This window comes from Thermodesulfobacteriota bacterium, from assembly GCA_040753795.1.
Classification (GTDB): Bacteria; Desulfobacterota; Desulfobacteria; order Desulfobacterales; family Desulfosudaceae; genus JBFMDX01.
In genome coordinates, this window is sequence record JBFMDX010000019.1 from 56,974 (window position 1) to 81,095 (window position 24,122).

The following is a 24,122-nucleotide window of genomic DNA, read 5'->3' on the forward strand; positions in this document are numbered from 1 at the left end:
CTTCTGATAGAGCGTCGGGAAGAGGCGTTGGGTGACATCCATGGCATAGGCGTCCGATGTCCCTATTTGCTTTCAAAGCAGTTCGATTTAAGGTATAATATAAAAGTTTAATCAACTCAGTATTTCATTACGGTTATCCAGGCCATCACTGATGTTTTCACGATGTTTAGCAAAAAAATAAGGAAGTCAATCACATGAAAACCCATTTTTTTCGTTGGCCGGTCGTATCCTTTTTCTTTTTAATGGTTATCCTCTCCGTCCCCGCCCAGGCGGCGACATACGATTTTGCCAGCCTCGGCGCGGCCAGCGGTGGTTTTAAGCCCCAGGGCAACCGGTTTCTGGTTTCGGAGACTTTTACCAATGACGGCACCAGCATGTACTACAATGACAGCGTCAATTCAACCGTCAACGGCATGATCATCAAACCCGACGGGACCAACCTGTCTTCCTTTGACCTGGGCAACATGACCATCAGCCCTTACGGCGGAAGCTATACCGTATCCATTACCGTGAACGCCAACCTGAAAGCCGGCGGCCCCGTCAGCCAGACGGTCTCAAATTACAGTTTAACGGCAGCGACCTCCCTGACCACCATGGGCATGAACTTCAGCGCTTTTAATGACGTGACCCAGCTGAGCATCAACCTGACCGTGGCCAGTTCCCAGGTGTGGAACATCAACTTTGACAACATTACGATTACCGACGAACAGGCGCCGGTCGTACTAGGCGCGGAACCGACGACCCAGGCGACGAATCTCAAGGCAGCCAGCAAGGGCGCCACGCAACTCAACATATACTGGCAGAACGGCAACGGCGCCAGGCGGGTCGTTTTTGCCAAGCAGGGGAACGCCGGCACCCCCACGGTGACCGACGGCGCCGTGTACACGGCCAATGCCGATTTTTCCGCGGCCGCGGATATCGGCGGCGGCTGGAAATGCGTGTACCGGGACACCGGCCGCGTGCTGTCCATTACCGGCCTGGCGGCCAATACGGAATACCGCCTGGTGGTCTATGAGTTTAACGGCACCGGCGGCGGAGAGAACTACCTGACGAGCACCGGCACCAATATCATCAACCACACCACCAGTCCGGCCGGTCTGGACAAGAAGGACTTTGGCGGCCTGGGAGCGGCCAGCGGGGGGTTCAAACCTCAGGGCAGCCGCTATCTGGTGTCGGACTTGTTCCTCAATGACGTCACCAGCATGTATTATAACAGCACCAACGCCTCCGTTTCGGGAATCATCATCAAGCCCAACAACACATCCCTCCTGTCCTTCGACCTGACGGATCTGGAGTTCAGCCCCTATAGCGCGGACCGCACCGTTACCGTCACCGTTACCGCGACGCTCAAATCCGGCGGTCCGGTCAGCCAGACCATCAATAATTTTACCATGTACCAGGGAATCCCCTATTCACTGGCTTTGATGGGCATGGATTTTTCCGCCTTTATCGGGGTGACCCAGCTCAGTTTCAGTATCACCACTGACAGTGTCAATAATATCAATTTTTCCAACATCACCATTGCCAACCCGGATGAGTACATTGCCGGCACCGAACCGACGACGCAGGCCTCAAACCTGAGGGTCGCCAGCTGCACCACAACCGGTATGGACACCTACTGGACCAACGGGAACGGCACTAAACGAATCATGTTTGTCAAGGCGGGCAACTCCGGCACCCCCACGGTCACGGACGGTACAGTATACACGGCCAATGCCGATTTTTCCGCTGCCGCGGATATCGGCGGCGGCTGGAAATGCGTGTATAAGGGGACGGAGCGATACGTCGTCCTCTCGGGCCTGACGGCCGGCACGGAATACCGGCTGGCGGTTTATGAATTTGACGGCTCCGGCGGCGGCGAAAACTACCTGACGACCACGGGCACCAATATCATCAACCACTCCACCGACCCGGCCGGCCTGGTCAAATACGACTTCAGCGCCCTGGGGGCCGCTTCCGGCGGGTTCAAACCCCAGGGCAACCGTTTCCTGGTGTCCGATCTGTTCACCCAGGACAACACCAGCATGTTTTACAACTCCGCCAACCCGACGATGACCGGCATCGTTATCAAACCGGACGGTACCAACCTTTCTTCTTTTGATCTGAAGGACATGGAGTTCAGTCCTTACAACGCCGACCGGACCATCTCGATGACGGTGACGGCCGACCTGAGCGTCGGCGGCCCGGTCAGCCAAACCATATCGAATTTTACCATGATTAACGGGCTTTCCTATTCTCTGGCCTTGTTGGGTGTCAATTTTTCCACTTTTGTCGGGGTTACCGAGTTGCGGTTTGATATAACCGTTACCGGCGACAAAGTCTATGACCTCGATTTTGACAATATTACCATCAGCGTTGGTCACACGGTAACCTATGACGGCAACACCAACACCGGCGGCGCGGTGCCCACGGACGGCAACAGCTATGCCAACGGGGATACGGTCACGGTCCTGGGCAACACCGGCGCCCTGGTCAAAACCGGCTATACCTTCTCCGGCTGGAACACGGCGGCCAACGGCAGCGGCACCGCATATGCCGGCGGCGACACTTTTGCCATGGGCAGCAGCGATATTACCCTCTATGCCCAGTGGACGCCCATCGATTATACGGTCACCTACAACGGCAACACCAACACCGGCGGCGCGGTGCCCACGGACGGTACCACCTATCACATCACCGATACGGTGACGGTGCTGGGTAACACCGGATCCCTGGTGAAGACCGGCTACACCTTTGCCGGCTGGAACACGGCCGCCAACGGCAGCGGCACCAGCTACTCCACCGGCAATGTTTTTGCCATGGGCAGCAGCAACGTGACGCTCTATGCCCAGTGGACCGAGAACACCTACTCGGTCACCTATAACGGCAACAGCAACACCGGCGGCGCCGTCCCCACGGACGCCACCAGTTATCATAACGGGGATACGGCCACGGTCCTGGGTAACACCGGTACCCTGGTGCGCACGGGATACACTTTTGCCGGCTGGAACACGGCCGCCAACGGCAGCGGCACCAGCTATACCGGCGGCGACACTTTTGGCATCGGCCTGAGCAATGTCACCCTTTACGCCCAGTGGACGGCCGTCAATTACACGGTCACCTACAATGGCAACACCAATACCGGCGGATCCGTGCCGACGGACGGCAACACCTACCACATCACGGATACGGTGACGGTGCTGGGCAACACCGGCACCCTGGTGAAAACCGGTTACACCTTTGCCGGCTGGAACACGGCCGCCAACGGCAGCGGCACTGGCTATTCCGGCGGCAATACCTTCGCCATGGGCAGCAGCAATGTGACGCTTTATGCCCAGTGGACCGAGAACACTTACTCCGTCACCTACAACGGCAACGGCAACACCGGCGGAGCGGTGCCGACGGACGCCACCAGTTATCATAACGGGGATACGGCCACGGTCCTGGGCAACACCGGTACCCTGGTGCGCACGGGATACACTTTTGCCGGCTGGAACACGGCCGCCAACGGCAGCGGCACCAGCTATACCGGCGGCGACACCTTTGGCATCGGCCTGAGCGATGTCACCCTTTACGCCCAGTGGACGGCCGTCAATTACACGGTCACCTACAACGGCAACACCAATACCGGCGGATCCGTGCCGACGGACGGCAACACCTACCACATCACCGATACGGTGACGGTCCTGGGGAACACCGGCTCCCTGGTCAAGACCGGTTATACCTTTGCCGGCTGGAACACGGCCGCCAACGGCAGCGGCACCGGTTATGCCGGCGGCAACACCTTTGCCATGGGCAGCAGCAACGTGACGCTTTATGCCCAATGGACGCAAAACCCCTACTCCGTCACTTACAACGGCAATACCAACACCGGTGGAACCGCGCCGACGGACGCCACCGTCTACCATTATGGCGACACGGCCACGGTCCTGGGCAACACCGGCGCCCTGGTGAAGACCGGCTATACCTTTGCCGGCTGGAACACGGCCGCCAACGGCAGCGGCACCAGCTATACCGGCGGCGACACCTTTGCCATCGGCCTGAGCGATGTGACGCTTTATGCTCAATGGACGGCCGTCGATTATACGGTTACCTATAACGGCAACACCAATACCGGCGGCGCGGCGCCCACGGACGGCAACATCTATCACATTACCGATACGGTGACGGTCCTGGGCAACACCGGCGCCCTGGTCAAGACCGGCTACACCTTTGCCGGCTGGAACACGGCCGCCAACGGCAGCGGCACCGGTTATGCCGGCGGCAACACCTTTGCCATGGGCAGCAGCAACGTGGTCCTGTACGCCCAGTGGACGGCCATTCCTTATACGGTCACCTACAACGGCAATACCAGCTCCGGCGGCGCGGTGCCTGTGGACGGCAATACCTACCACATTACCGATACGGTGACGGTCCTGGGCAACACCGGTCCCCTGGTGAAGACCGGTTATACCTTTACCGGCTGGAACACGGCCGCCGACGGCAGCGGAACCGGTTATGCCGGCGGCGATACCTTTGCCATGGGCAGCAGCGACGTGGTCCTGTATGCCCAGTGGACGATCAACCACTACACCCTGACGGTCAACAGCGGGGTCGGCGACGGCGTCTATCCGTTCCAGGACGTGGTCACCATCGCGGCGGATGTTCCTCCGGCCGGTCAGGTGTTTGACCAGTGGACCGGCGATACGGCCTCCGTCGCCAATATTTTCCAGCCCAACACGACCGTGACCATCCCGGACGCGGACCAGACGGTTACGGCCACTTTCAAGGATCAGGGCATATTGATCTACGCCCTGACGGTCACCTCCGGCAGCGGCAGCGGGAATTACCTGCCCGGGGAAGAGATCAGCCTCTCGGCCGACGCGCCTCCGGCCGGCCAGGTGTTTGACCAGTGGACCGGCGATACGGCCTTTATCGCCAACATCAACCTGCCGGACACCACCTTCATCATGCCCGCGGCGGCGGCTTCGGTAACGGCCACCTATAAGGCCCAGGGGGCCATCACTTATCATCTGACGGTCACCTCCGGTACCGGCAGCGGCGATTATCTGCCCGGGGAGGTGATCAACCTCTCGGCCGACGCGCCCCCGGCCGGACAGGTCTTCGACCAGTGGACCGGCGATACAGCCTCTATCGCCAACATCAACCTGCCGGACACCACTTTTATTATGCCTGCGGCGGCGGCTTCGGTAACGGGCACCTATAAGGCGCAGGGGGCCGCCACCTATACCCTGACCGTGACCGACGGAACGGGCAGCGGGAACTACCTGCCGGGAGACATCATCGCCATTTCCGCCACCGTTCCCGTCGGCTATACCTTTGAGCGATGGACCGGCCAGACGGCCTGGGTGGTTGATACCGCCCAGGCCGACACCACCCTGACCATGCCCGCGGCCGACATCGCCGTGGACGCCGTTGTGAACATCAACACGTATACCCTGGCTTACGCGGCCGGGGCCCATGGCGCCCTCATCGGGAACACCCTTCAGACGGTCAGCTACGGCTCCGACGGCACGGCGGTAACGGCGGTTTCGTTCGGCGGCTACCATTTCCTGCGCTGGGATGACGGCAACCTCCTCACCACCCGCACGGATGTCAATGTGACGGCTGATATTGCGGTTACCGCTTTGTTCGCGGTCGACACCTTTACCCTTGAATACACGGCCGGAGACCACGGCACGATCAGCGGCATCACGCCCCAGACGGTCAGTTACGGCGCCGATGGCGCCGCGGTCACGGCCATGCCTGACCCGGGCTGGCATTTCGTGCAATGGAACGACGGATCCACGGACAACCCGCGCGCGGACACCGGCGTGGCAGCCGATATCGCGGTCACGGCCCTGTTTGCCGTCAATACCTATACCCTCGAGTACACGGCCGGCGCCAACGGTTCCATTACCGGGGAGGCCTATCAGACCGTCAACCGGGGCGAGGATGGTTCAAACGTGACGGCCGTGCCGGACGCGGGTTACCACTTCGTGCAATGGAGCGACGGCGTTACCGCCCCAGGACGGACGGACACCAATGTTGCCGGCGACATCGCCGTAACCGCCCAGTTCGCCGCGGACGGAATCATTAACCCGGACATTCCGGCCGATCTCGACCTGGACGGCAACGGCATACCGGATCGGGTGCAGGTGAATATCCGGGTGGTGGCAGACAATACCGGCCGGTATTATTTCGGGGTCGTCATACCGGATGAAATTGTTCTGGACTACCTGGAGTGGATTGACGCCTCGACCGTGCCGGACATGACCAACCGGCCGGACGAGTTCCCCCTGGGGCTGGTGACGTTCCGGATCACAACGCTGTCCGCCGGCGACACGATCGAACTGACGATTTATTGTTCCGAGCCGATCCCGGAGGGCACGTTCTGGTACCGGCACGATCCGGTGAACGGCTGGGTTGATTATTCCGCCTATACCGTTATCAGCGACGACCGCATGTCGTTGACCCTGACCCTGCAGGACGGCGGTCCGGGTGATGACGACGGTATGGCCAACGGCGTGATTGAAGGTACTTACGGCCCGGCCTTGTTCAACGGGGATGACGGAGGCGACGACGATGACGACGACGGCGGCGACAACAACCATCACGGTGGCGGAGGCGGCAGCTGTTTTATTTCAACGGCCGGGGGATGGTGATCAACCGCAATTTTAAAACCGCCGGGATGATCTTCTGATAGAGCGTCGGGAAGAGTCGCTGGGTGACATCCATGGCATAGGCGTCTGGGCCGATCAGGATGCGGGCGCGGCCTGACTTGATGCCCTTGACGATGACCGCCGCGGCCTTTTCAGGCGTTGTCAGGGCCAGGCGCTCAAACAGTTTTGTAAAAGCCTCCTTGTCTTCCAGGGGGCCATAAGACTGCTGGAACCGGGCGCTGCGGGCGATGTTGGTTTTGATGCCGCCGGGATAAACGCAGGAAACGCCGACGCCCGTTCCCGCCAGTTCCTGGGCCAGGGACTCGGACAACCCCCGGACGGCGAACTTGCTGCAGTTGTAGGCGGCCTGGGTGGGGATGCCCCAGAGCCCGAAGACGCTGGAGATGTTGACGATACGGCCGGCGTTCTGACGGCGCAGGTACGGCAGAAAGGCGATGACCCCGTTGTAGACGCCCCAGAAATTGACCTCCATGACCCGCTTGAAGCCGTCGTGGTTGGTCTCATCCACCACTCCCACAGTGGTAATGCCGGCGTTGTTGATGACGATGTCGACCCGGCCGAATTTTTCCACCACGCCGGCCGCGAAGCCCCGCACGTCTTCGGCCGCGGACACGTCCAGCCGGCAGGTCATGGCGGCCGCGCCTCTTTTCTCCGCCATGGCGGCGGTTTCCCGCAATCCTTCTTCATTCATGTCCGCGATGGCCAGGCAACAACCTTCCCCGGCCAGTATCAGGGACAGGGCCCGGCCGATGCCCGAGGCCGCTCCGGTCACCACAACGACTTTACCGCGTAACGATTGCATAAGGTCTCCTTGTTTGAATCATCTCAGTTTTTTGGCAGCAGATTTTAAGGATATCTGATTGTTCATAAATAACAAGCCGGCGTTTACTTCGGCTTGCCACGGGCAAGCTTTGCTTCGCTCGTGCCACCCGGCGCAAGGCGCGGGATCGCAATCGGCCTTCAACACAAAAGATGCGGCATCGACCCCTTACATCCTCGCCCCTTCAACTCCTTGACTCCTGCTGTCATTTAAACGGGGAAGGCCAGGAGTGTTAGCTCCGTGGTCTTATTGTCCGGGTATCTCTAAAAATTAGGATTCTGGCTCGAGGTCAAGGCGTGCGAAAATTTTAACCGGAGGAATACTTGAAGTATTTCGAGGATTAAAATTTGAGCACAACGCCGACATCGAGCCAGAAGACAATTTTTAGAGGTGCCCGTCACACATCCAGAATGTTCTTGGCATTAAACAAAATCGCCCGGCTGAACGGGCTGTACTGGTAGGCCAGGGGCTGGCCGCTCAACCGCAGGTCCCGGAGCAGGTCGCAGAGCTCATGGCCGTCGCCGATCTGGATGTCGGCGCTCTGGCGGATGAAGGTCTGGGCGAATTTCTGCTGGTCGACATATAAATTGGATTTCAGCAGGCAGTTCTGCAGCCTGGTATAGATGGCGGTGTGCAGCATCCGTCCCGGGGAGGTCGGCAGTTTCCGTCCCCGCATCCGGATGACGGGCCGACCCTTGAATGAAACCTGGCAGGTCAGGGAACGATCGTCGCCGCTCCAGGAAAAATCGGCCAGGAATTTCGGATACCCGCCCATTTCCACGCCGCCGCGGCGGGCGACTTCCGAATCCACCGGCAGGGAAAGAATATAGGCGTGAAGCTGGTTGCGGATCATCTGGCCGGTCAGGGACAGCCCCGGCAGGCCTTTTCTGCCGCAGGTGACCAGGGTCGCCACTGAGAATTCATTGTAGGGACCGATGTCGGTCTTCCGGTATTCAAAGGCGGACAGGGCCACCAGACATCGGCCGGGGTAGATCTCCACCGGGTGCAGGGCGTCGAACGGCAGGCGCGGGCGTATTTTTTCGGTGGCCGCGGTGTAAATGGCCGTCATGGAGGTGTTGTCGTAATAGAAAATCGGCAGCTTGACGTTGTAGTCCGGGTTGGCGTTCTGCAGAATCCCGTCAAAGAATGTTTCCCGTTTCAAAGCGGTGGGGTTCATGGTCCTACTCCTTTATTGTTTTTGATGATTTTTTTTCTTGGGTTATGGGGCCTTGGAAAATTAGAATTTTGGCTCGAGGTCAAGGCGTGCGAAAATTTTAACCGGAGGAATACTTTAAGTATTTCGAGGATTAAAATTTGAGCACAACGCCGACATCGAGCCAAAAGGCAATTTTTAAGGCCCCATATGTTTACCAGTTCAGGCACTGTTTTACATAACTCATCCGGCGCAGGGAGGCATTGCCGAAGACGCACCGCAGATGCTGGGCGTCCCGGAATCGCCTTTCCTGGAAAAAATCCTTGGTGTAGCCGTAGCCGCCCAGGGCCTGAATGCCGTCGGACGCCACCTGGCCGGCCTGCTCCAGGCTGTAGACGGCGGCGGTAAAGGCGTCTTCGACCCATCCGGCCGCCTCCTCATCGGCGGCCTGCCAGGCCCGGTCCAGGAGCGTTTCGGCGGTCCGGGTCTTTAAGGCCATGTCGGCCAGAAGCAGGCGGAGTTCCGACCAGTCGATGATCCGGCGCCCGCCTTGGCTGCGCTTGCGGCTGTACTGGACCGCTTCCTTCAAAGAGCCCCGCATCAGGCCGCAGGACACGGCCGCCGCCGCCGGCAGCGTCCGGGTCATGGCCTGGTTGAAGACAGCCGGCCCCTGGCCGGGGCTGCCGATCAGCCGGGCTTTTGCCCGGTCGAAGGTCAGATCGGCGGCCGGGCAGGCATGCAGACCCATGCCGAGGACCGGCCCCTCCACGGTCACCCCCGGCTGTTCCAGATCCACCAGAAAGAAGTCGTAACCCGGCCCGGCAACGGTCCTGGCCGGAACCAGGGCCTTTTTCACCAGCGGCGCCGGCACCACGTAATCCATCCGGCCGGAAAGCGCGTAACCACCGTCGCGGCTCTCCGCCGAAAGCGGGATGCCCTCGTCGTCCGGATTTGTCAGCAGCGGGCAGGCCAGGAGCAATTCACGGGGCGTTTGCGCGCCGTTGACCATTTCCTTCAATATTTCTCCGCCCCCGGCCAGCCGGATGATGTCCTGGGCCACGGCGTTGGCCAGCAGGATGGCGCCCAGGCTGGCGTCCGTCTCGGCGACGGCCTTTAAGATCAGTCCCAGGGGCGTGATCCTGCCGCCCCAGCCGTTTAAATCCTCCGGGAGCATGACATGGAAAAAATCCAGTTCCATGGCTTTGTTCAGGGCCTGGTCGAAAAACTCGCCGGCCGGGTAACGGTCGTTGTCCGGGAGGTGGGGCGCAAGCTGTCTGGCGGCGAATTCCCGGACGGACTGGTCGAGCATCTGATATTCCTTGTTTTCATTTTTTGCCATGATCGCAACTCCTCCCCGCGGCGTCCTCGTGCAGCCGGACCTGGGGCAGGCCGCGGCCGATCAGGTGCCGGAACAGGTCCAGGCGGTTGATCTGATTGGTGCCTTCATAAATCTGCAGCAGCTTGGCGTCCCGCAGCCGTTTTTCCGCGCCGCTGGCGTGACGCAGCCCGGCCCGGTCCATGATCTCCAGGGCCTTCTGGCAGTTTTCCACGGCCAGGTCCGAGCCGGCGAACTTGGCCAGGGCCGCCATGCCGGCGGTGCGCTGGACCTGGGCCGCGTTGTACCGGTCCAGCTGCATCCGGCGCATGAACCGCGTCAGCCGGTCCTGTTGGATCACGGCCCGGGTCAGCCGGCGGCTCAGGCCGGCCGGCAGGTATTTTAAGGCGTAATAGGCCGGCTTGCTCTGGAGCTGCCGGTAAACGCCGTACAGCCCGTTGGCGTAGTTGGTCTCCACGTAAAGCAGGCGAGTCATGACGGCGTTCCGGTAAAGATCGGCCAGGCGGCACTGGACCCACTCGGCATTGATCAGGGCCCCGTCGCGGCCGGAGGCGCCGGCGGCAAAAGCCAGGGCGTCCTGGTAGGCGCCGCGGGCCGCGCCGGCGCTCAAGGCGCAGATGCCGGCCCGGGAGATGGAGCAGAGGTCGTCAAACAGGCGCTGGTAGATCTGCCGGCCGGTGCGGTGATAGCCCCGGGTGTGGTCGGCGCACAGGGCCACCTGGTCGTCGGGCACAAAACAGTCATTGAAAAACAGCTCACTGGCCGGGCAGGCCAGCTGGCCCATCTTGGATTCCTTCCCTCCGATCTTGAAGCCCGGGGAACCGGTTTTCACCGCCAGGACAACGCCGCTGTCGGCCGGCCGTTTCAGGTCCTCGAAGGCCACGGTGATATGCCAGGTGGAAAAATGGCCGTTGGAGATGAACAGCTTGGAACCGTTGACCCGGTACCCGCCCGCGACCTTGCCGGCGTGGCAGTTGACCGTGCCCTTGTCCAGCAGTTCCGGCTCGGGCGTGTCCGACCCCGAGGTCGGTTCCGTCATGGCCAGGCTGACCAGGCAGGCCTGGCCGCTTTTCTCGCCGCTGACGATCTCATCGCAGACCCGCGCCATCAGCGGCATGTTCCAGGTGACGATCAGCGTGCCCAGGCCCAGGTAATGGGCGCCGATGACATTGGCCATGCCCAGGCACTCGGAGGCGATTTCCTCCATGAAGTAGGACAGGGCGGGAAAGCACACGCCCCGGCCGCCGAGCATCCTGGGGATGCACATGGTGAAGAACCCCCGCCGGTTGGCTTCCTCGACCCATTCTAAAGGAAGATAGTCGTGGTCCTCCTGGAGCCGGCGGTCCATAGCAAGGGCCCGGGGCCGGACAAATTCACGGTTGAATTTTTCGGCCAGGCGCACGGCCTGCCGGATCTCCCGGCGCATGCCCCCGGGCTGCCGGGATATGGCCGTCAGGCTCAGGGACATGTCCTCGAACCAGGCTTCCGCGCCTGTTTTCGCCGGACTGACACTGGAAAATATCATCAATGGTTTCCTTTCTTAATTTAGTACAGCTCGGTCGTTTTCATGTTGGTCATCATCCGGCCTCTTTATTGCCCCTTTTCCAGAATATGGATGGCCATGGCCGCCTCGCCCATGCCGATGAAGCCGCCGCCGTTCTCGGCCATGGCCAGGCGGGCATTGCTGACCTGCCGCGCGCCGGCCGTGCCATGGAGCTGGGCCACCAGTTCGAAAACCTGGGCCAGCCCCGAGGCGCCTACGGGATGGCCGCGGGCGATCAGGCCGCCGCTGGGATTGATGGGGATTTTCCCGCCGATGGCGGTGGCCCCGCTTTCGGCAAAAGGCCCTCCCTCTCCGGCCGGGCAGAAGCCCATCTGCTCCGACTGGTAAAGTTCCCCGAAGGCCGTGGCGTCGTGTACCTCGGCCACGCTGATATCGCCGGGGCCGACGCCGGCCATCTCGTACGCCGCCCTGGCAGTCCGTTCGCAGATGTCGCTTTCCCCCGTCCGCTTGCCGGACCGGAGCACCGAGGCCCGGATGCGGGTCTTTCTGCCGGCCCCCCGCCGCTTTAAGAAATCCTCGCTGCACAGGATCGCCGCGGCGGCGCCGTCCCCCACGGGCGCGCACATGGCCCGGGTCAGGGGAAAGGAAACCTCCCGGTCGGCCAGGACCTCCGCCACGGTCATGGGGAAGGTGTACTGGGCGTAAGGGTTGTTTACGGAATTGTTGTGGGCCTTGGCGGCGATGCAGGCCAGCTGCCGCTGGGTGGTGCCGTATTTTTTCATGTGCATGCGGGCGCCGATGGAGTAGAGGTCCATGAAGGCCGAGTGCCCGCCGGCTTTTGCCGGGGGCGGCTCCAGCCCTTTTTCCCGGGCCTCTTGTTCCTTGCGCTGCCGTTCCTGTTCCTGGAATTTGGCCATGAAGGCCGACAGTTCCTCCACGTCCGATCCGGACATGAACATCATCATGGTCTTGGCCCGGTCGGCGTCGTACATCTTTTCCGCGCCGATGGCCAGGACGCAGTCATAAAGGCCGGCCCGGACCGCGGCCCAGGCCGAGTGCAGGGCGGTGGAGCCGCTGGCGCAGGCGTTTTCCACATTGATGATGGGCAGTCCTTCGAGCCCGTTGGCGGACAGGGCCACCTGCCCCCGGACGCTGTGCTGAAAGGAGTGATAGCCCCAGCCGGAATTGGAAAACCAGGCCGCCTGGATGTCGCTCCGTTCCAGGCCGCTGTCCGCAAGCACCAGGTCCAGGGCCTCGCCGGTCAGGGCCTTGACGCTCTTATCCAGGTACTTGCCGAACCGGGTCATGGCCGTGCCGATGATATAGACGTCTTCTCTTTCTTTCATCGCTGCTCCTTCCCCTTCCTTATTAATATCGAGTTGCCCTATGTTTTCGATATGAGAGCATGTTCCGTGCCAGAAGTATTGATGAATTAATTGTACAATAAAATTGAATTGTTGAACGTATTCGCGCGGGTGCATGGCGCAGCCCGATCGTTTCAAAATGAAATATCATTTCAAAATGGAATGAATGAGCGCGCACCTAAAAAATAGTTTCCCGACGATGGTTTCCGGGTTATTCTTCAAAAAAGGGAGGACATGACATGACGCTTTTTCGGACAGCCACAACCTTTGCCATGCTGGCCGCATTGTTTGCCGGATGCGCGCCGACGGATCTTTATCGTTCCCGTTTAATCAAGCCCGGCCTGCCGGTTGACCCCGGCGTGTCCGTCACCTGGCTTGGCACCGCCGGGGTGCTGGTCTCCGACGGCCGGACCGACATCCTCATCGATCCCTTTGTCAGCCGCTATGGTTTGCTGAAGGTCGGCCTGGGCTTTCCCCTGCGGCCTGAACAGGAACTGATTGACGGCCTGCTGGAACGCCTGAACTGCCGGAACGTCCGGGCCGTTCTGGTCAGCCATTCCCACTATGATCATTCCCTGGACGCCCCTTATTTCGCCTTGCGCACCGGGGCGGTCCTGGCCGGTTCCGCCAGTACGCTGAATGTCGGGCGCGGGGCCGGTCTTGCCGAAACGCAGCTGGTCCAGGTCCAGCCCGGAGAGCCCCTGAAGCTCGGTGAATTCACGGTGCGGTTTATCGAGAGCCGGCACGGCCCGGCGTTATTCGGCCGGGTGCCTTATCCCGGCACCATCGACCAGCCCCTGGTCCCCCCCGCCAAAGCCTCGGCCTACCGGCTCGGCGGCGTCTACGGGATCCTGCTCGGACACCCCGCCGGCACCCTCCTTCACCACGGCAGTGCCGGATTCGCGCCGGGCATGTATGACGGGATCCGCGCCGACGTGATTCTTCTTGGCATCACCGGCCGGGAAGATACCGCCACCTATCTGGCCGAAGTCCCGGGAAAGGTCCGGCCCGGCCGCGTCATCCCGATCCACTTTGACGATTTCTTCACCCCCCTGGATGATGACATCGATTTCCTCCGCTCGGCGCACGTTGAAGAGTTCTTCGACTCGGCCGACCGGCTGTCGCCGCCATACCGGATCGAGACCATCCCGCTGGGACAACCGGTGCGCCTGCTGCCTTAGACCATCATTCCTAACAGAAAGGCAACCAGGGCATATCATAAAGAGCAGGAGGATTAATGCCATGAAATACGATAAGGAAGAAAAATCTATCATTGACGCCTACGAGAAAGGTTCCCTGAAGCTGTCAAGGCCGTCAAAGAAAGAAATAGAAGCGATCAAAGCCGCGGCAAATAAAACGTTTGTAAAGGACAGGAGAATCACGATACGCCTTTACGACCACGATTATCAGGGCATCCAAAAGAAGGCCATGGAAATGGGCATTCCCTATCAGACGCTGATTTCCGGAATTATTCATCGATATATTGAACGGGATTTAACGTCCAAGAAAGGATAACTAAATTACCCCAATGGATGGAACCAACCGGAAAAATATTACCAGAGGCTGCCTGGTCTCTGTGGTCCAGAAGCAGGACCAGCGGACCGGAACCCTGACTCAGGGCCGGGTTAAGGATATCCTCACCAACTCCCCCTCTCACCCTCACGGCATCAAGGTGCGGCTGGAATCCGGCATTGTCGGCCGGGTCAAACAAGTCTTGCCGGAAGCCCAGTGAGACTATCCAGCACCAACCGGCTCATGCCCATACACCAGGAACTGTTCCCGGACGACACCCTGTTCCACCGGATTGCCAGGACGGTCTGCCGTGCCGGGTTCCTGCCCAGAAAAGAGCTGTACGAGGCCTGGGAAACGGCCAGGCGGGTCAGGCGGCGGTTCAGAGGCGGCCGGGTGGTGGACCTGGCCTGCGGCCACGGGCTCCTGGCCCAGATCATGATCATTCTGGACCAGACATCACCGCTGGCGCTGGCCGTGGATACCCGCATCCCCCAAAACGCGGAAACCCTGTTTGCCGCCATGTCGGAAACCTGGCCGTTTCTTCGGGACCGGGTCTGTTTCCAATCCCGGGACATAACGGAGATTGAGATCCTGCCCGGTGATATGGTGGTTTCCGTCCATGCCTGCGGCAGCCTGACCGATGTGATTCTGGCCCGGGCCGTGGCGGCGCGGGCCAGGGTGGCGGTTCTACCCTGCTGCCATGACCTGAAAACCTGCGATACCGGCGGGCTGTCGCCGTGGATGCCTTCGGACCTGGCGGTTGATGCGGTCAGGGCCCTGAAGCTGAGGGATGCCGGGTATCAGGTTTACACCGCGGCCATTCCCCATTCCATTACCCCGAAAAACCGGCTGCTCATGGGAACGCCGGCTTAGCCGAATCAAGTAGGGGCGGCCTTTAGGCCGCCTGCTCATGGGAAATCCGGCTCAGTAGGGGCGGCCTTTAGGCCGCCTGTTTATCTGTTGAGACAGGATTTGAGCCGGCCTTCTTCGTCATGCCGGACCCCGATCCGGCATCCAGAATGATTGATCCCATTCCTAATAACCACTTAACACTTAATCACTTAACCACTTAATCACCTAACCACCTAACCACTTAAAACCTGTTCGTTATGTCCGCCCCCGGTTCTGTTGTAATTTTCATAAGCCTTCTGCCAGGTCGGCGAGATTTTTTCCCTGCGGACCGGCCATTGGAAACCAAAATGGCCGCACAGTCGGCAGAAGGCCGCCATCTGGTCGGACAGATCGTCAGATGCCGGCGGCAGGTGGTCTCTTCCCAGATGATACTGAAATACGCGGTCGATGCCGCCGGCAACGGCGCACATGTAATATCCGGAAGGTGTCAGGCCCAGGCCGCAATCCGCTATGATGCGGCAGCCGCAGGTGTAATCAGAGAACCGGTTGAACACCGTATCCGCCGGCGCTACGTTAAAGGGCTTGAAGAGGTTCACCCGTGAGGTCTTGAGGGTGCTTTGAATGATAATGTTGTCCGGCAGTTTTTCCAGCACCCGAAGAACGCGGTCACCATGGTAATTGGTGCCGAGGACCAGTCTCACCTCTGGATTGCGGGAAGACTGATAATCCGACAAAATCGCGATAATTTCGAAAATCCGGCTGTGAAGGGTCGGCTCACCGCCGAGCAGACGGATCCGTTTCCACTGAATATCGCCTTGAATACTTTCCCGTATAAACGCTTCGACCATGGCCACCGGCATTTCCATGCGGCTGGGCGCCTGGCTGCAGGACCGGTTGCAGTTGAGGCATTTCAGGTTGCAGTTGTAGGTTATATCGATCTCTACAAATTCCCGGCTCGGTTGATATTGGCGGCCAAAGCGCCGGACGATGCAGGACTGGGCGCGGATAAACTGATAAGCATCCAGCAACAGCCGTTTTGCAGTGATATTGCGGTGTCGTGGAGGAGGCTTCATGAGACGATAATGGACACGTCCATATTATGGGTTGATTACATGGACTCTCTGATTTTACCCGCATACTTTAACAGCTACTACCGATTTTGTCATCCGCCGGGGTGGCACCGGCAACTCGTTGCCGGTGTTCGAAGAACAAGAGGCCTGCTGGCACCGGTTCCAAGAAGGCGGCTTGACCGGGGGATCCGCTTCTTCGTCATGTCGGACCCCGATCCGGCATCCAGAAAGATTGACCCCATTCCTAACTACTTAACCATTTAATCACCTAAAACTCTTAAACCCTTAAACCGTCATTTTCAGGGTCAAAAAAGGCATTCTAAGCCTTATTTTGCGGTAATTTTGAGGAGAATCTTGTTTTAGCGCAGACCGTTAGTCAGGTCCGACCCCGGTCAAGCGCCGCAGCACTTCTTAAACTTTTTACCACTGCCGCAGGGGCAGGGGTCGTTCCGTCCGACCTTGGGCGCGTCCCTTCTGATGGTTTGCGGAGTGACCGCATTCCCGTCTTTGAAATACCAGCGGCCATTATCTTTCTCGAACAGGGCGCGTTCATGATGCATTGCTTTGCGCCCTTTGGCATCAGCGTAATGCGCAATAAACTCTACCTCACCGGTCTGATCATCCTGCCCCCCGCCGGTGGTCTCAAGGATCTCCAGGCGGTCCCAGACCGATTGTTCAGCCCATTCCCGGGCGCTGTCCGGGTTATGGTCCGCGCGTTTTTGCGGATGGATGGTCTCCTGAAGATAATCAAGCTCAACCTTCACATAGGCCGAATAGCGCGAGCGCATCAGCTGTTCCGCCGTAAGCGCCGGGGCTCCTTTATGCAGCGGCTCGCAGCACTGGGAATAAGGCTGTTTCGATCCGCAGGGGCATTCGCTCATGGTGTGCTCCTTGTCTTTTTATTATTAATCCGTGCCCGTCTGTTTATTATGACAGTTTCCAAATAATCTGATTTGATAGCCAATACAAGGTTTTTTAACCATATTAAACTAAGACGTAAACAGTAAACAGTGCCGTCCCCCATTTGTAACCACTTAAAACTTAACCGCTTAATCACTTAACCACTTAACACTTAAAACTTAAAACTCATTATACCCCCAGGGTGGCATAGATTTCTGCTTGTGATATACTGTTCCCGGAAATATCGGACATTTGTGTAAGGTAGAAAAATGAAAAACGATTACGCGCATTTAAAAGAAACAGTGGAACCGGGAGTGTTCACGCAATGGCAGGAAGTGGATGCGGAGATATATGCCTTTACCGAGCTGGGGATAAAAGTAGCCATCAACAATGAGTATACAGGATTGGTTTATGGAAATCAGGTTTATGGGGACTACAAGAAAGGCCAGAGAATCAAAGCATACATAAAACTGATTAGAGAAGATGGAAAGATAGATGTTTCCCTGCAGCCGAAAAAAGGCAGCCATACGCTTTCAACCACTGACAAAATCCTGGCACACCTTAAGGCAGCCGGAGGCAAAATCGGGTTTAACGATAAAAGTTCCCCCGAAGTTATAGAAAAAAAGTTTCAGGTAAGTAAAAAGGTGTTTAAACGGGCAATCGGCATACTATATAGACAACATAAAATAAAAATTACGGATAAGGGGATAGAGCTTGTAAAATAGATGTCCCCGGAACTTCCGCCGTCATCCCGGCCCGTGACGCGAAGCGGAACGTGAGCCGGGATCCAGAATAAAATTGCCCCATTCCTTAAAACTTAACCACTTAACCACTTAATCACTTAATCACTTAACCACTTAATCACTTAATCACTTAACACTTAAAACTTAACCACTTAATCACTTAATCACTTAACCACTTAATCACTTAATCACTTAACACTTAAAACTTAACCACTTAATCACCTAACACCCTGAATCAAGTTAGTTGTGCCCGATCCCGATTGTCTGGTATAGATAAACATACTGTCCCTGGAATCGTCTGTCCCCGGAATCCGGAATCCGACGTTAACCCGATAATCAAAGAATGATGATAAAATGAGTTTTGAAAATTTTGATTTAGCCCCTGAATTACTGGAAGCCATCCATGACCTTGGATTTGTCGAGGCGACCCCCATTCAAATCGAGGCCATCCCGGAAATCATTTCCGGTGAAAATGATCTGATCGGGCTGGCCCAGACCGGCACAGGGAAAACAGCCGCGTTCGGCCTTCCCATGGCCCAGCTCATTGATTTTACGTCGAGCCACATCCAGGGCTTGATCCTGTGCCCCACCAGGGAGCTGTGCCTTCAAATAGAAAAGGACATCAACCTGTTTTGCAAATACCTGCCAAACGCCAGGGTAGTGTCCGTCTATGGCGGCGCCAGCATTGAAAACCAGCTCCAGAAAATAAAAAACAAGGTCCAGATTATCGTGGCCACGCCCGGACGATTGCTGGATTTTATCCGGCGCAAAGCGATTGATCTGTCCAGGGTCGCGTACCTGGTGCTGGATGAAGCCGATGAAATGCTGAACATGGGGTTTGCCGAAGATATCAATGCCATCCTGGAGCAGACACCGGACAGCAAGCGGACATGGCTTTTTTCGGCCACCATGCCCCGGGAAGTGGCGGTTATCGCCAAAAAATATATGCATGCCCCCCGGGAAGTGACCATTGGCCAAAAGGACAGCGGCGCGGAGAATATCGAGCATGTCTATTTTATCGTCAAAGAAAAAGACCGGTACCAGGCCTTGAAACGGATTATCGATTTTCATCCCGAAATTTACGCTCTTGTTTTCTGCCGGACCCGCCGGGAGACCCAGGAGATTGCCGAAAAACTGATTGTCGACGGGTATAATGCGGAAGCGTTGCACGGGGACCTGTCTCAGCAGGTTCGGGACCAGGTGATGCACCGGTACCGTGAAAGAACAATCCAGGTCCTGATCGCGACCGACGTGGCGGCCAGAGGCCTTGACGTGCAGGACATATCCCACGTGATCAATTACAACCTCCCGGGTGAGGCGGATAATTATACCCACCGGAGCGGACGCACCGGAAGGGCCGGCAAATCAGGCATAGCCGTCTCCATCATCAACACTAAAGAAATCGGGAAGCTCAAAAGAATCGAGGATAAATCAAAGATCAAATTTACCGGCATGAAAGTTCCGACAGGGCGGGCCGTGTGTGAAAATCAGCTCTATGCCATGATCAATAAACTGGTGGCGGTTGAAGTCAATCATGATGAAATCGAAAAATTCCTGTTGCCTGTATTTGATACCCTCAAAACCCTCACCAAAGAGGAGTTGATTGAAAAATTCGTATCCCTGGAATTTAATCGATTCCTTATCTATTACAAAGATGCCGCGGATATCAATGTGTCGCGATCTGAAAAAAACAGGGATAAAAAAGCGCCGGGCACCGGTCAGAAAGTTCAGGGACCGACCCGCCGTTTTTTTATGAATGCCGGCCGCATGAATAATGTCAACAAGGGGACGATCATCCGGAACATTTGTGAAAAGGCCAATATCCCATCAGCCAAAATAGGGAAAATAGAAATATTGCCGGAGTTTTCGTTTTTTGAAGTAGAAGCGGATGTGGCCTATATGGTTGTAAAAGCCATGAAGGGGATGAAAATTGACGGCCGTGCCGTAAGGATACAGGATGCTGAAAAAACCCCGCCGGCTAAAAAGAAAAAGGCCCGCCCAAAAACGAAACGATAGACGTTTGAATTTTAAAGGAAATAAAAACCATGACGCAGTTAAAGGGATCTCAACGAAAATATTTAAGAGGGCTTGCTCACAGCCTTAAGCCGGTGGTGTTAATTGGTCAAAAAGGAATAACCGATGCGGTTATTCGAACCATCAATGAAGCCCTTGATACCCATGAACTTGTAAAAATACAGTTTCTTGCTTTTAAAGAAAAAGATCAGAAAAAAGAGCTCATCGAACGCATTGAAGTCGAGACTGAATGTGAGGTGGCCGGAACCATCGGCCATACGGCGATTCTTTTCAGACAGCACCAGGATCCTGAAAAACGAAAGATCACTATCCCCTGACAATCCCTCGCCTGCCCATAGCCGCTGTGCTTGAGGAACTGGAGGCGGTCTTGAACCGTAACCGGTCCGCCGTGCTGGTGGCGCCACCGGGGGCCGGTAAAACCACCGCCATACCCCTTTCACTGCTGCCGGCCCCATGGCTGGAAGGCAGACGGATACTGCTTCTGGCGCCGCGCCGTCTGGCAGCCCGCGCCGCGGCCTTCCGCATGGCCGCCCTGCTGAAGGAACCGGTGGGGGAGACCGTGGGCTATCGCATCCGCATGGAGAGCCGGGTGGGCCCCCGCACCCGCATCGAGGTCATCACCGAAGGCGTGCTTACCCGCATGCTGCAGTCCGATCCCGGACTGGCCGGCGTGGGGATCGTGATCTTTGACGAATTTCATGAGCGCAGCCTGGATGCCGATCTGGGGCTGGCCCTGTGCCGTGAGGTCCAGGGGCATTTCAACGAGCACCTGAAACTGCTGGTCATGTCGGCCACGCTGGATCCCGCGGCCGTCACCACGCTGCTGGACAATGCGCCGCTGATTCAATGCCAGGGCCGCTCCTTCCCCGTGGAAACCCGCTATGCGCCTCCGCGTCAGCCGGACTTTATTGAACGCGCGGTGATGGAAATCATTTTACGATCCACGGCCGCCGAAGAAGGCAACCTGCTCGTCTTTCTTCCCGGCGCTCCGGAGATCCGGCGGGTGGCCCGCCTGCTGGCTGAGGCCGGTTTGCCGGACCGCTGGGATGTGGCGCTCCTTTATGGCAACCTGACCCGCGATCGACAGGACGCCGCCATCGCTCCGCCGCCGGCCGGGCGCGGTAAAATAGTGCTGACCACGTCGATTGCCGAAACCAGCCTGACCATCGAGCAGATCGGGGTGGTGGTGGACAGTGGTCTGCGGCGGGCCCCGCGCTTTGATCCGCGTGCCGGCATGACCAGGCTGGTCACCCTGCCGGTGTCCCGGGCCTCGGCCGATCAGCGGCGGGGCCGGGCCGGTCGCCTGGGCCCGGGAATCTGCTACCGGCTGTGGAGCGAAGCCACTCATACGACACTGGCCGCCCATAACCGGCCTGAAATCCTGGACACGGATCTGGCCGGTCTGGCCCTGGAGCTGGCGGAGTGGGGCGTGACATCGACCGATGCGCTCGGCTGGCTGGACCCGCCGCCGCCGGGGGCTTTTGAACAGGCCCGGCACCTCCTGGCCGAACTGGGGGCCGTGGATGACCGGGGTATCATTACCGCCCACGGCCGCCTCATGGCGGAACTGCCCATGCATCCCCGTCTGGCGCATATGGTTCTTTCCGCCCGGGAGGCGGATATGGGTCGCACGGCCTGCGAACTGGCGGCAATTTTAAGCGAACGCGATCCGCTTTTTTTTACAGGCGGCCTGCGGGACGCCGACCTGCGCCTCAGGCTCGATGCCCTGCACGCCTTTAAGGCGCACACCCCTGTCAGCCTCCCTGATTGCAGCGTGGACCATGATGCCATGCGCAGAATTGTAAAAGTCGCGGCTTTACTGCAACAGCGCCTGAATATTAACACCGGGCCGGAAGCGCCGCCCGAGGTGGGCCGTCTGCTGGCCTGGGCCTATCCGGACCGTATTGCCTGCCGGCGGTCCGACGGTGCCGGCCGTTATCTCATGACCTGCGGCCGGGGCGCCTTTTTCAACCCGCCCGAACCTCTCGGCGCCCATGATTTTCTGGTGATCGCCGAACTGGACGGCGAGCGCCGCGAGGCCCGCATTTTCATGGCCGCCGCCTATGATCGCGACACGCTGATGGAACAATTCAGCCACCGGGTGCAATGGCAGGACAGGGTGGTCTGGGATGAACAGCGCCAGGCCGTGGCCGCTGAGCGCCGGCTGACCCTGGATGCGCTGACGCTGCGCATAGAGCCGCTGGACAGCCCCGATCCCCGTGCCCTGACCGCCGCCATGATAACGGGCATCCGGAAAACCGGAATTGACGTTCTGCCCTGGACCCGGGCCCTGCGAGCCTGGCAGGCCCGCGTCATGCTGCTGCGAAGGGCCGGATCAGGGGAAGAAGACTGGCCGGACCTGTCCGATGCGGCGCTGGCCGCTGATCTGGAAACGTGGCTGGAGCCCTTTCTGGAAGGCATCACCAGCATCAGGGCGCTGGCGCGTCTGGACCTGGGGAACGCGCTGCACAGCCATTTGTCCTGGCGGCAGCAACAGCAGCTCGACACACTGGCCCCCACCCATATGGTGGTGCCCGCCGGCGCACGCCGGCCCATCGATTACAGCGCGGAAATACCGGTTCTGGCGGTGCGGATTCAGGAGATGTTCGGCGCCGCGGATACGCCCGCCATCGCCGACGGTCGTCTGCCGCTGCAACTGCACCTGCTCTCTCCCGCCGGCCGTCCGGCCCAGATCACCCGGGATCTGGCCGGCTTCTGGCGCAACAGTTATCCGGCCGTAAAAAAAGAACTCAAGGGGCGCTACCCGAAGCATTACTGGCCCGATGATCCCCTGAACGCCCAGCCCACGGACCGGGTCAGGCCCAGGCCGAAGTGATAATGAAGAAAATCAAACTTTATCTTGCTCCCATCCAGGGATTTACAAATTCGCTTTACAGAAACCTTTTCTCTGAATATTTCACTGGATTTGATCTGGCTATTGCACCTTTTATCGCCTCTGTGCAGGCAAAGCAGATCGGCAGATCCCATATTAAGGATATACTTCCTGAAAACAATTCGGGCATGCCTGTTATCCCCCAGATCTTGAGCAATGATCCTGATGGCTTCATTCAGCTTGCCTCTGTTTTATTCGACCTGGGATATGACACAGTGAACTGGAATCTCGGCTGTCCCTTTCCCATCGTCGCTAAGAAGAAGCGAGGTTCCGGGTTTCTTCCATATACGAAAGAGATCAGTTCGTTTCTGGATAAAGTTATCCCGGCGATTCCAAACCGGCTGTCAATAAAAACACGTACAGGATGGAAAAACAGTTCGGATATTCTGAACCTGATCCCTCTTTTCAATCGCTATCCCATTTCAGAGATTATCATTCACCCGAGAATCGGCATACAACGGTATGAGGGAGAACCGGATCTCGATATTTTTGAGAAATGCCTTGAGCTTTCTGATCACCGGGTTGCATACAACGGCAACATCGAAAACCTCGAGACATTCCGATTTCTATCTTCAAGATTTCCCAAAGTCGATTGCTGGATGATCGGCCGCTTTGCACTATCCAATCCATTTCTTCCCGACATAATCAAAAAGGACAACGATACGATTCAGGATAAGACGGTGATTTTTAAAAAATTTCACGATGAGCTGGTTTACCGGTACAGCATGATTCTTAGTGGCCCATCGCATCTTTTAGATAAAATGAAAGGCTACTGGAATTATTTTGCTTGCTCATTTGAAGACGGCGGGAAACTTTATAAAAAAGTTAAAAAAGCCAAAAATCCGGATCAGTTCAAGCGGGTTGTGGATACGTTTTTTGCTGAGACGCCCAGATGGGTAGAAAGTATAAGGATAAAAGGATAAGAAGCCGCTTTTATGGTCACCATTCTGCCACTCTCCCGCCGGCCGTCCGGCCCGGATCACCCGGGATCTGGCCGGCTTCTGGCGCAACAGTTATCCGGCCGTAAAAAAAGAACTCAAGGGGCGCTACCCGAAGCATTACTGGCCCGATGATCCCCTGAACGCGAAACCCACGGACCGGGTCAAGCCCAGGCCGAAGTGATAAGGCTTCACACCGAGGTCATCCTCCGACTTGACATCCCCTCCGAGGTCATCCTCCGATAAAATGAGAAAGATGGTCTCCTTTGAGGCGGTAGCCTCAATATGTTAGTGATAATGCTTTCCACAGACACACACTAACAAGAAAGGAGACCATGATGGACGATACCATTTATGATCAT

18 protein-coding genes are annotated in these 24,122 nt (G+C 57.9%); 11 read left to right on the top strand and 7 right to left on the bottom strand.

The annotated features are described in order from the left end of the window. Window positions 1–194: 194 nt before the first annotated feature. Window positions 195–6,623 carry an InlB B-repeat-containing protein gene (locus AB1724_17275; protein ID MEW6079561.1) on the top strand — a complete coding sequence of 2,143 codons (6,429 nt, stop codon included), beginning with the start codon at window positions 195–197 and terminating at the stop codon, window positions 6,621–6,623. On the opposite strand, the gene AB1724_17280 is transcribed toward AB1724_17275, so the two are convergent. The 5 genes from AB1724_17280 to AB1724_17300 all read right to left on the bottom strand — a co-directional run bounded on the left by AB1724_17280 (window position 6,598) and on the right by AB1724_17300 (window position 12,800). Beyond that, the gene (locus AB1724_17280) at window positions 6,598–7,443 is read right to left on the bottom strand and encodes an SDR family oxidoreductase (GenBank protein ID MEW6079562.1); all 846 of its coding nucleotides are present in this window, start codon (window positions 7,441–7,443) and stop codon (window positions 6,598–6,600) included. The two genes, AB1724_17275 and AB1724_17280, sit on opposite strands and share 26 nt — an antisense overlap. Before the next feature lie 415 nt (window positions 7,444–7,858). Then, window positions 7,859–8,638 (bottom strand): acetoacetate decarboxylase family protein, encoded by a 780-nt coding sequence (locus tag AB1724_17285; GenBank protein MEW6079563.1) that lies wholly within the window; start codon window positions 8,636–8,638, stop codon window positions 7,859–7,861. Window positions 8,639–8,828: 190 nt separating this feature from the next. Further along, a complete protein-coding gene (locus tag AB1724_17290) occupies window positions 8,829–9,953 on the bottom strand; it encodes an acyl-CoA dehydrogenase family protein (GenBank protein MEW6079564.1) in 1,125 nt (374 codons plus the stop codon). Beyond that, window positions 9,940–11,475 (bottom strand): acyl-CoA dehydrogenase family protein, encoded by a 1,536-nt coding sequence (locus AB1724_17295; protein ID MEW6079565.1) that lies wholly within the window; start codon window positions 11,473–11,475, stop codon window positions 9,940–9,942. The genes AB1724_17290 and AB1724_17295 overlap by 14 nt, the downstream gene beginning before the upstream one ends. 65 nt (window positions 11,476–11,540) lie before the next feature. Further along, window positions 11,541–12,800: a thiolase family protein gene (locus AB1724_17300; protein MEW6079566.1), complete on the bottom strand. Its 1,260-nt coding sequence runs from the start codon at window positions 12,798–12,800 to the stop codon at window positions 11,541–11,543. Between the two features lie 257 nt (window positions 12,801–13,057). Between AB1724_17300 and AB1724_17305 the strand changes: the two genes are divergently transcribed. The 4 genes from AB1724_17305 (at window position 13,058) to AB1724_17320 (ending at window position 15,203) form a co-directional block, all read left to right on the top strand. Further along, on the top strand, window positions 13,058–13,999 hold the full coding sequence (locus AB1724_17305; protein MEW6079567.1) for an MBL fold metallo-hydrolase: 942 nt from the start codon (window positions 13,058–13,060) through the stop codon (window positions 13,997–13,999). A gap of 61 nt (window positions 14,000–14,060) precedes the next feature. Beyond that, the gene (locus tag AB1724_17310) at window positions 14,061–14,333 is read left to right on the top strand and encodes a hypothetical protein (protein ID MEW6079568.1); all 273 of its coding nucleotides are present in this window, start codon (window positions 14,061–14,063) and stop codon (window positions 14,331–14,333) included. A 13-nt stretch (window positions 14,334–14,346) separates the two neighbouring features. Continuing rightward, the gene (locus AB1724_17315) at window positions 14,347–14,550 is read left to right on the top strand and encodes a YwbE family protein (protein MEW6079569.1); all 204 of its coding nucleotides are present in this window, start codon (window positions 14,347–14,349) and stop codon (window positions 14,548–14,550) included. Continuing rightward, window positions 14,547–15,203, top strand: coding sequence for a methyltransferase (locus AB1724_17320; protein MEW6079570.1), 657 nt, complete (start codon window positions 14,547–14,549; stop codon window positions 15,201–15,203). The genes AB1724_17315 and AB1724_17320 overlap by 4 nt, the downstream gene beginning before the upstream one ends. A 212-nt stretch (window positions 15,204–15,415) precedes the next feature. On the opposite strand, the gene AB1724_17325 is transcribed toward AB1724_17320, so the two are convergent. Together AB1724_17325 and AB1724_17330 are read right to left on the bottom strand one after the other, a co-directional pair. Continuing rightward, window positions 15,416–16,210 (bottom strand): radical SAM protein, encoded by a 795-nt coding sequence (locus AB1724_17325; protein MEW6079571.1) that lies wholly within the window; start codon window positions 16,208–16,210, stop codon window positions 15,416–15,418. Between the two features lie 434 nt (window positions 16,211–16,644). Next, window positions 16,645–17,133 (bottom strand): YchJ family protein, encoded by a 489-nt coding sequence (locus AB1724_17330; protein ID MEW6079572.1) that lies wholly within the window; start codon window positions 17,131–17,133, stop codon window positions 16,645–16,647. Between the two features lie 288 nt (window positions 17,134–17,421). On the opposite strand from AB1724_17330, the gene AB1724_17335 reads away from it, so the two are divergent. The 6 genes from AB1724_17335 (at window position 17,422) to AB1724_17360 (ending at window position 23,944) form a co-directional block, all read left to right on the top strand. Further along, window positions 17,422–17,877 (top strand): type I-B CRISPR-associated protein Cas8b1/Cst1, encoded by a 456-nt coding sequence (locus AB1724_17335; GenBank protein ID MEW6079573.1) that lies wholly within the window; start codon window positions 17,422–17,424, stop codon window positions 17,875–17,877. Window positions 17,878–18,249: 372 nt separating this feature from the next. Next, window positions 18,250–19,911, top strand: coding sequence for a DEAD/DEAH box helicase (locus tag AB1724_17340; GenBank protein MEW6079574.1), 1,662 nt, complete (start codon window positions 18,250–18,252; stop codon window positions 19,909–19,911). 29 nt (window positions 19,912–19,940) lie between these two features. After that, on the top strand, window positions 19,941–20,246 hold the full coding sequence (gene yhbY, locus AB1724_17345; GenBank protein ID MEW6079575.1) for a ribosome assembly RNA-binding protein YhbY: 306 nt from the start codon (window positions 19,941–19,943) through the stop codon (window positions 20,244–20,246). A gap of 17 nt (window positions 20,247–20,263) precedes the next feature. After that, window positions 20,264–22,765: an ATP-dependent helicase HrpB gene (gene hrpB / locus AB1724_17350; GenBank protein ID MEW6079576.1), complete on the top strand. Its 2,502-nt coding sequence runs from the start codon at window positions 20,264–20,266 to the stop codon at window positions 22,763–22,765. A gap of 2 nt (window positions 22,766–22,767) precedes the next feature. Continuing rightward, entirely contained in the window at window positions 22,768–23,745 is a 978-nt protein-coding gene (locus AB1724_17355) for a tRNA-dihydrouridine synthase family protein (GenBank protein ID MEW6079577.1), read from the top strand. 67 nt (window positions 23,746–23,812) lie between these two features. After that, window positions 23,813–23,944 carry an ATP-dependent helicase C-terminal domain-containing protein gene (locus tag AB1724_17360; protein MEW6079578.1) on the top strand — a complete coding sequence of 44 codons (132 nt, stop codon included), beginning with the start codon at window positions 23,813–23,815 and terminating at the stop codon, window positions 23,942–23,944. Window positions 23,945–24,122 lie beyond the last annotated feature (178 nt).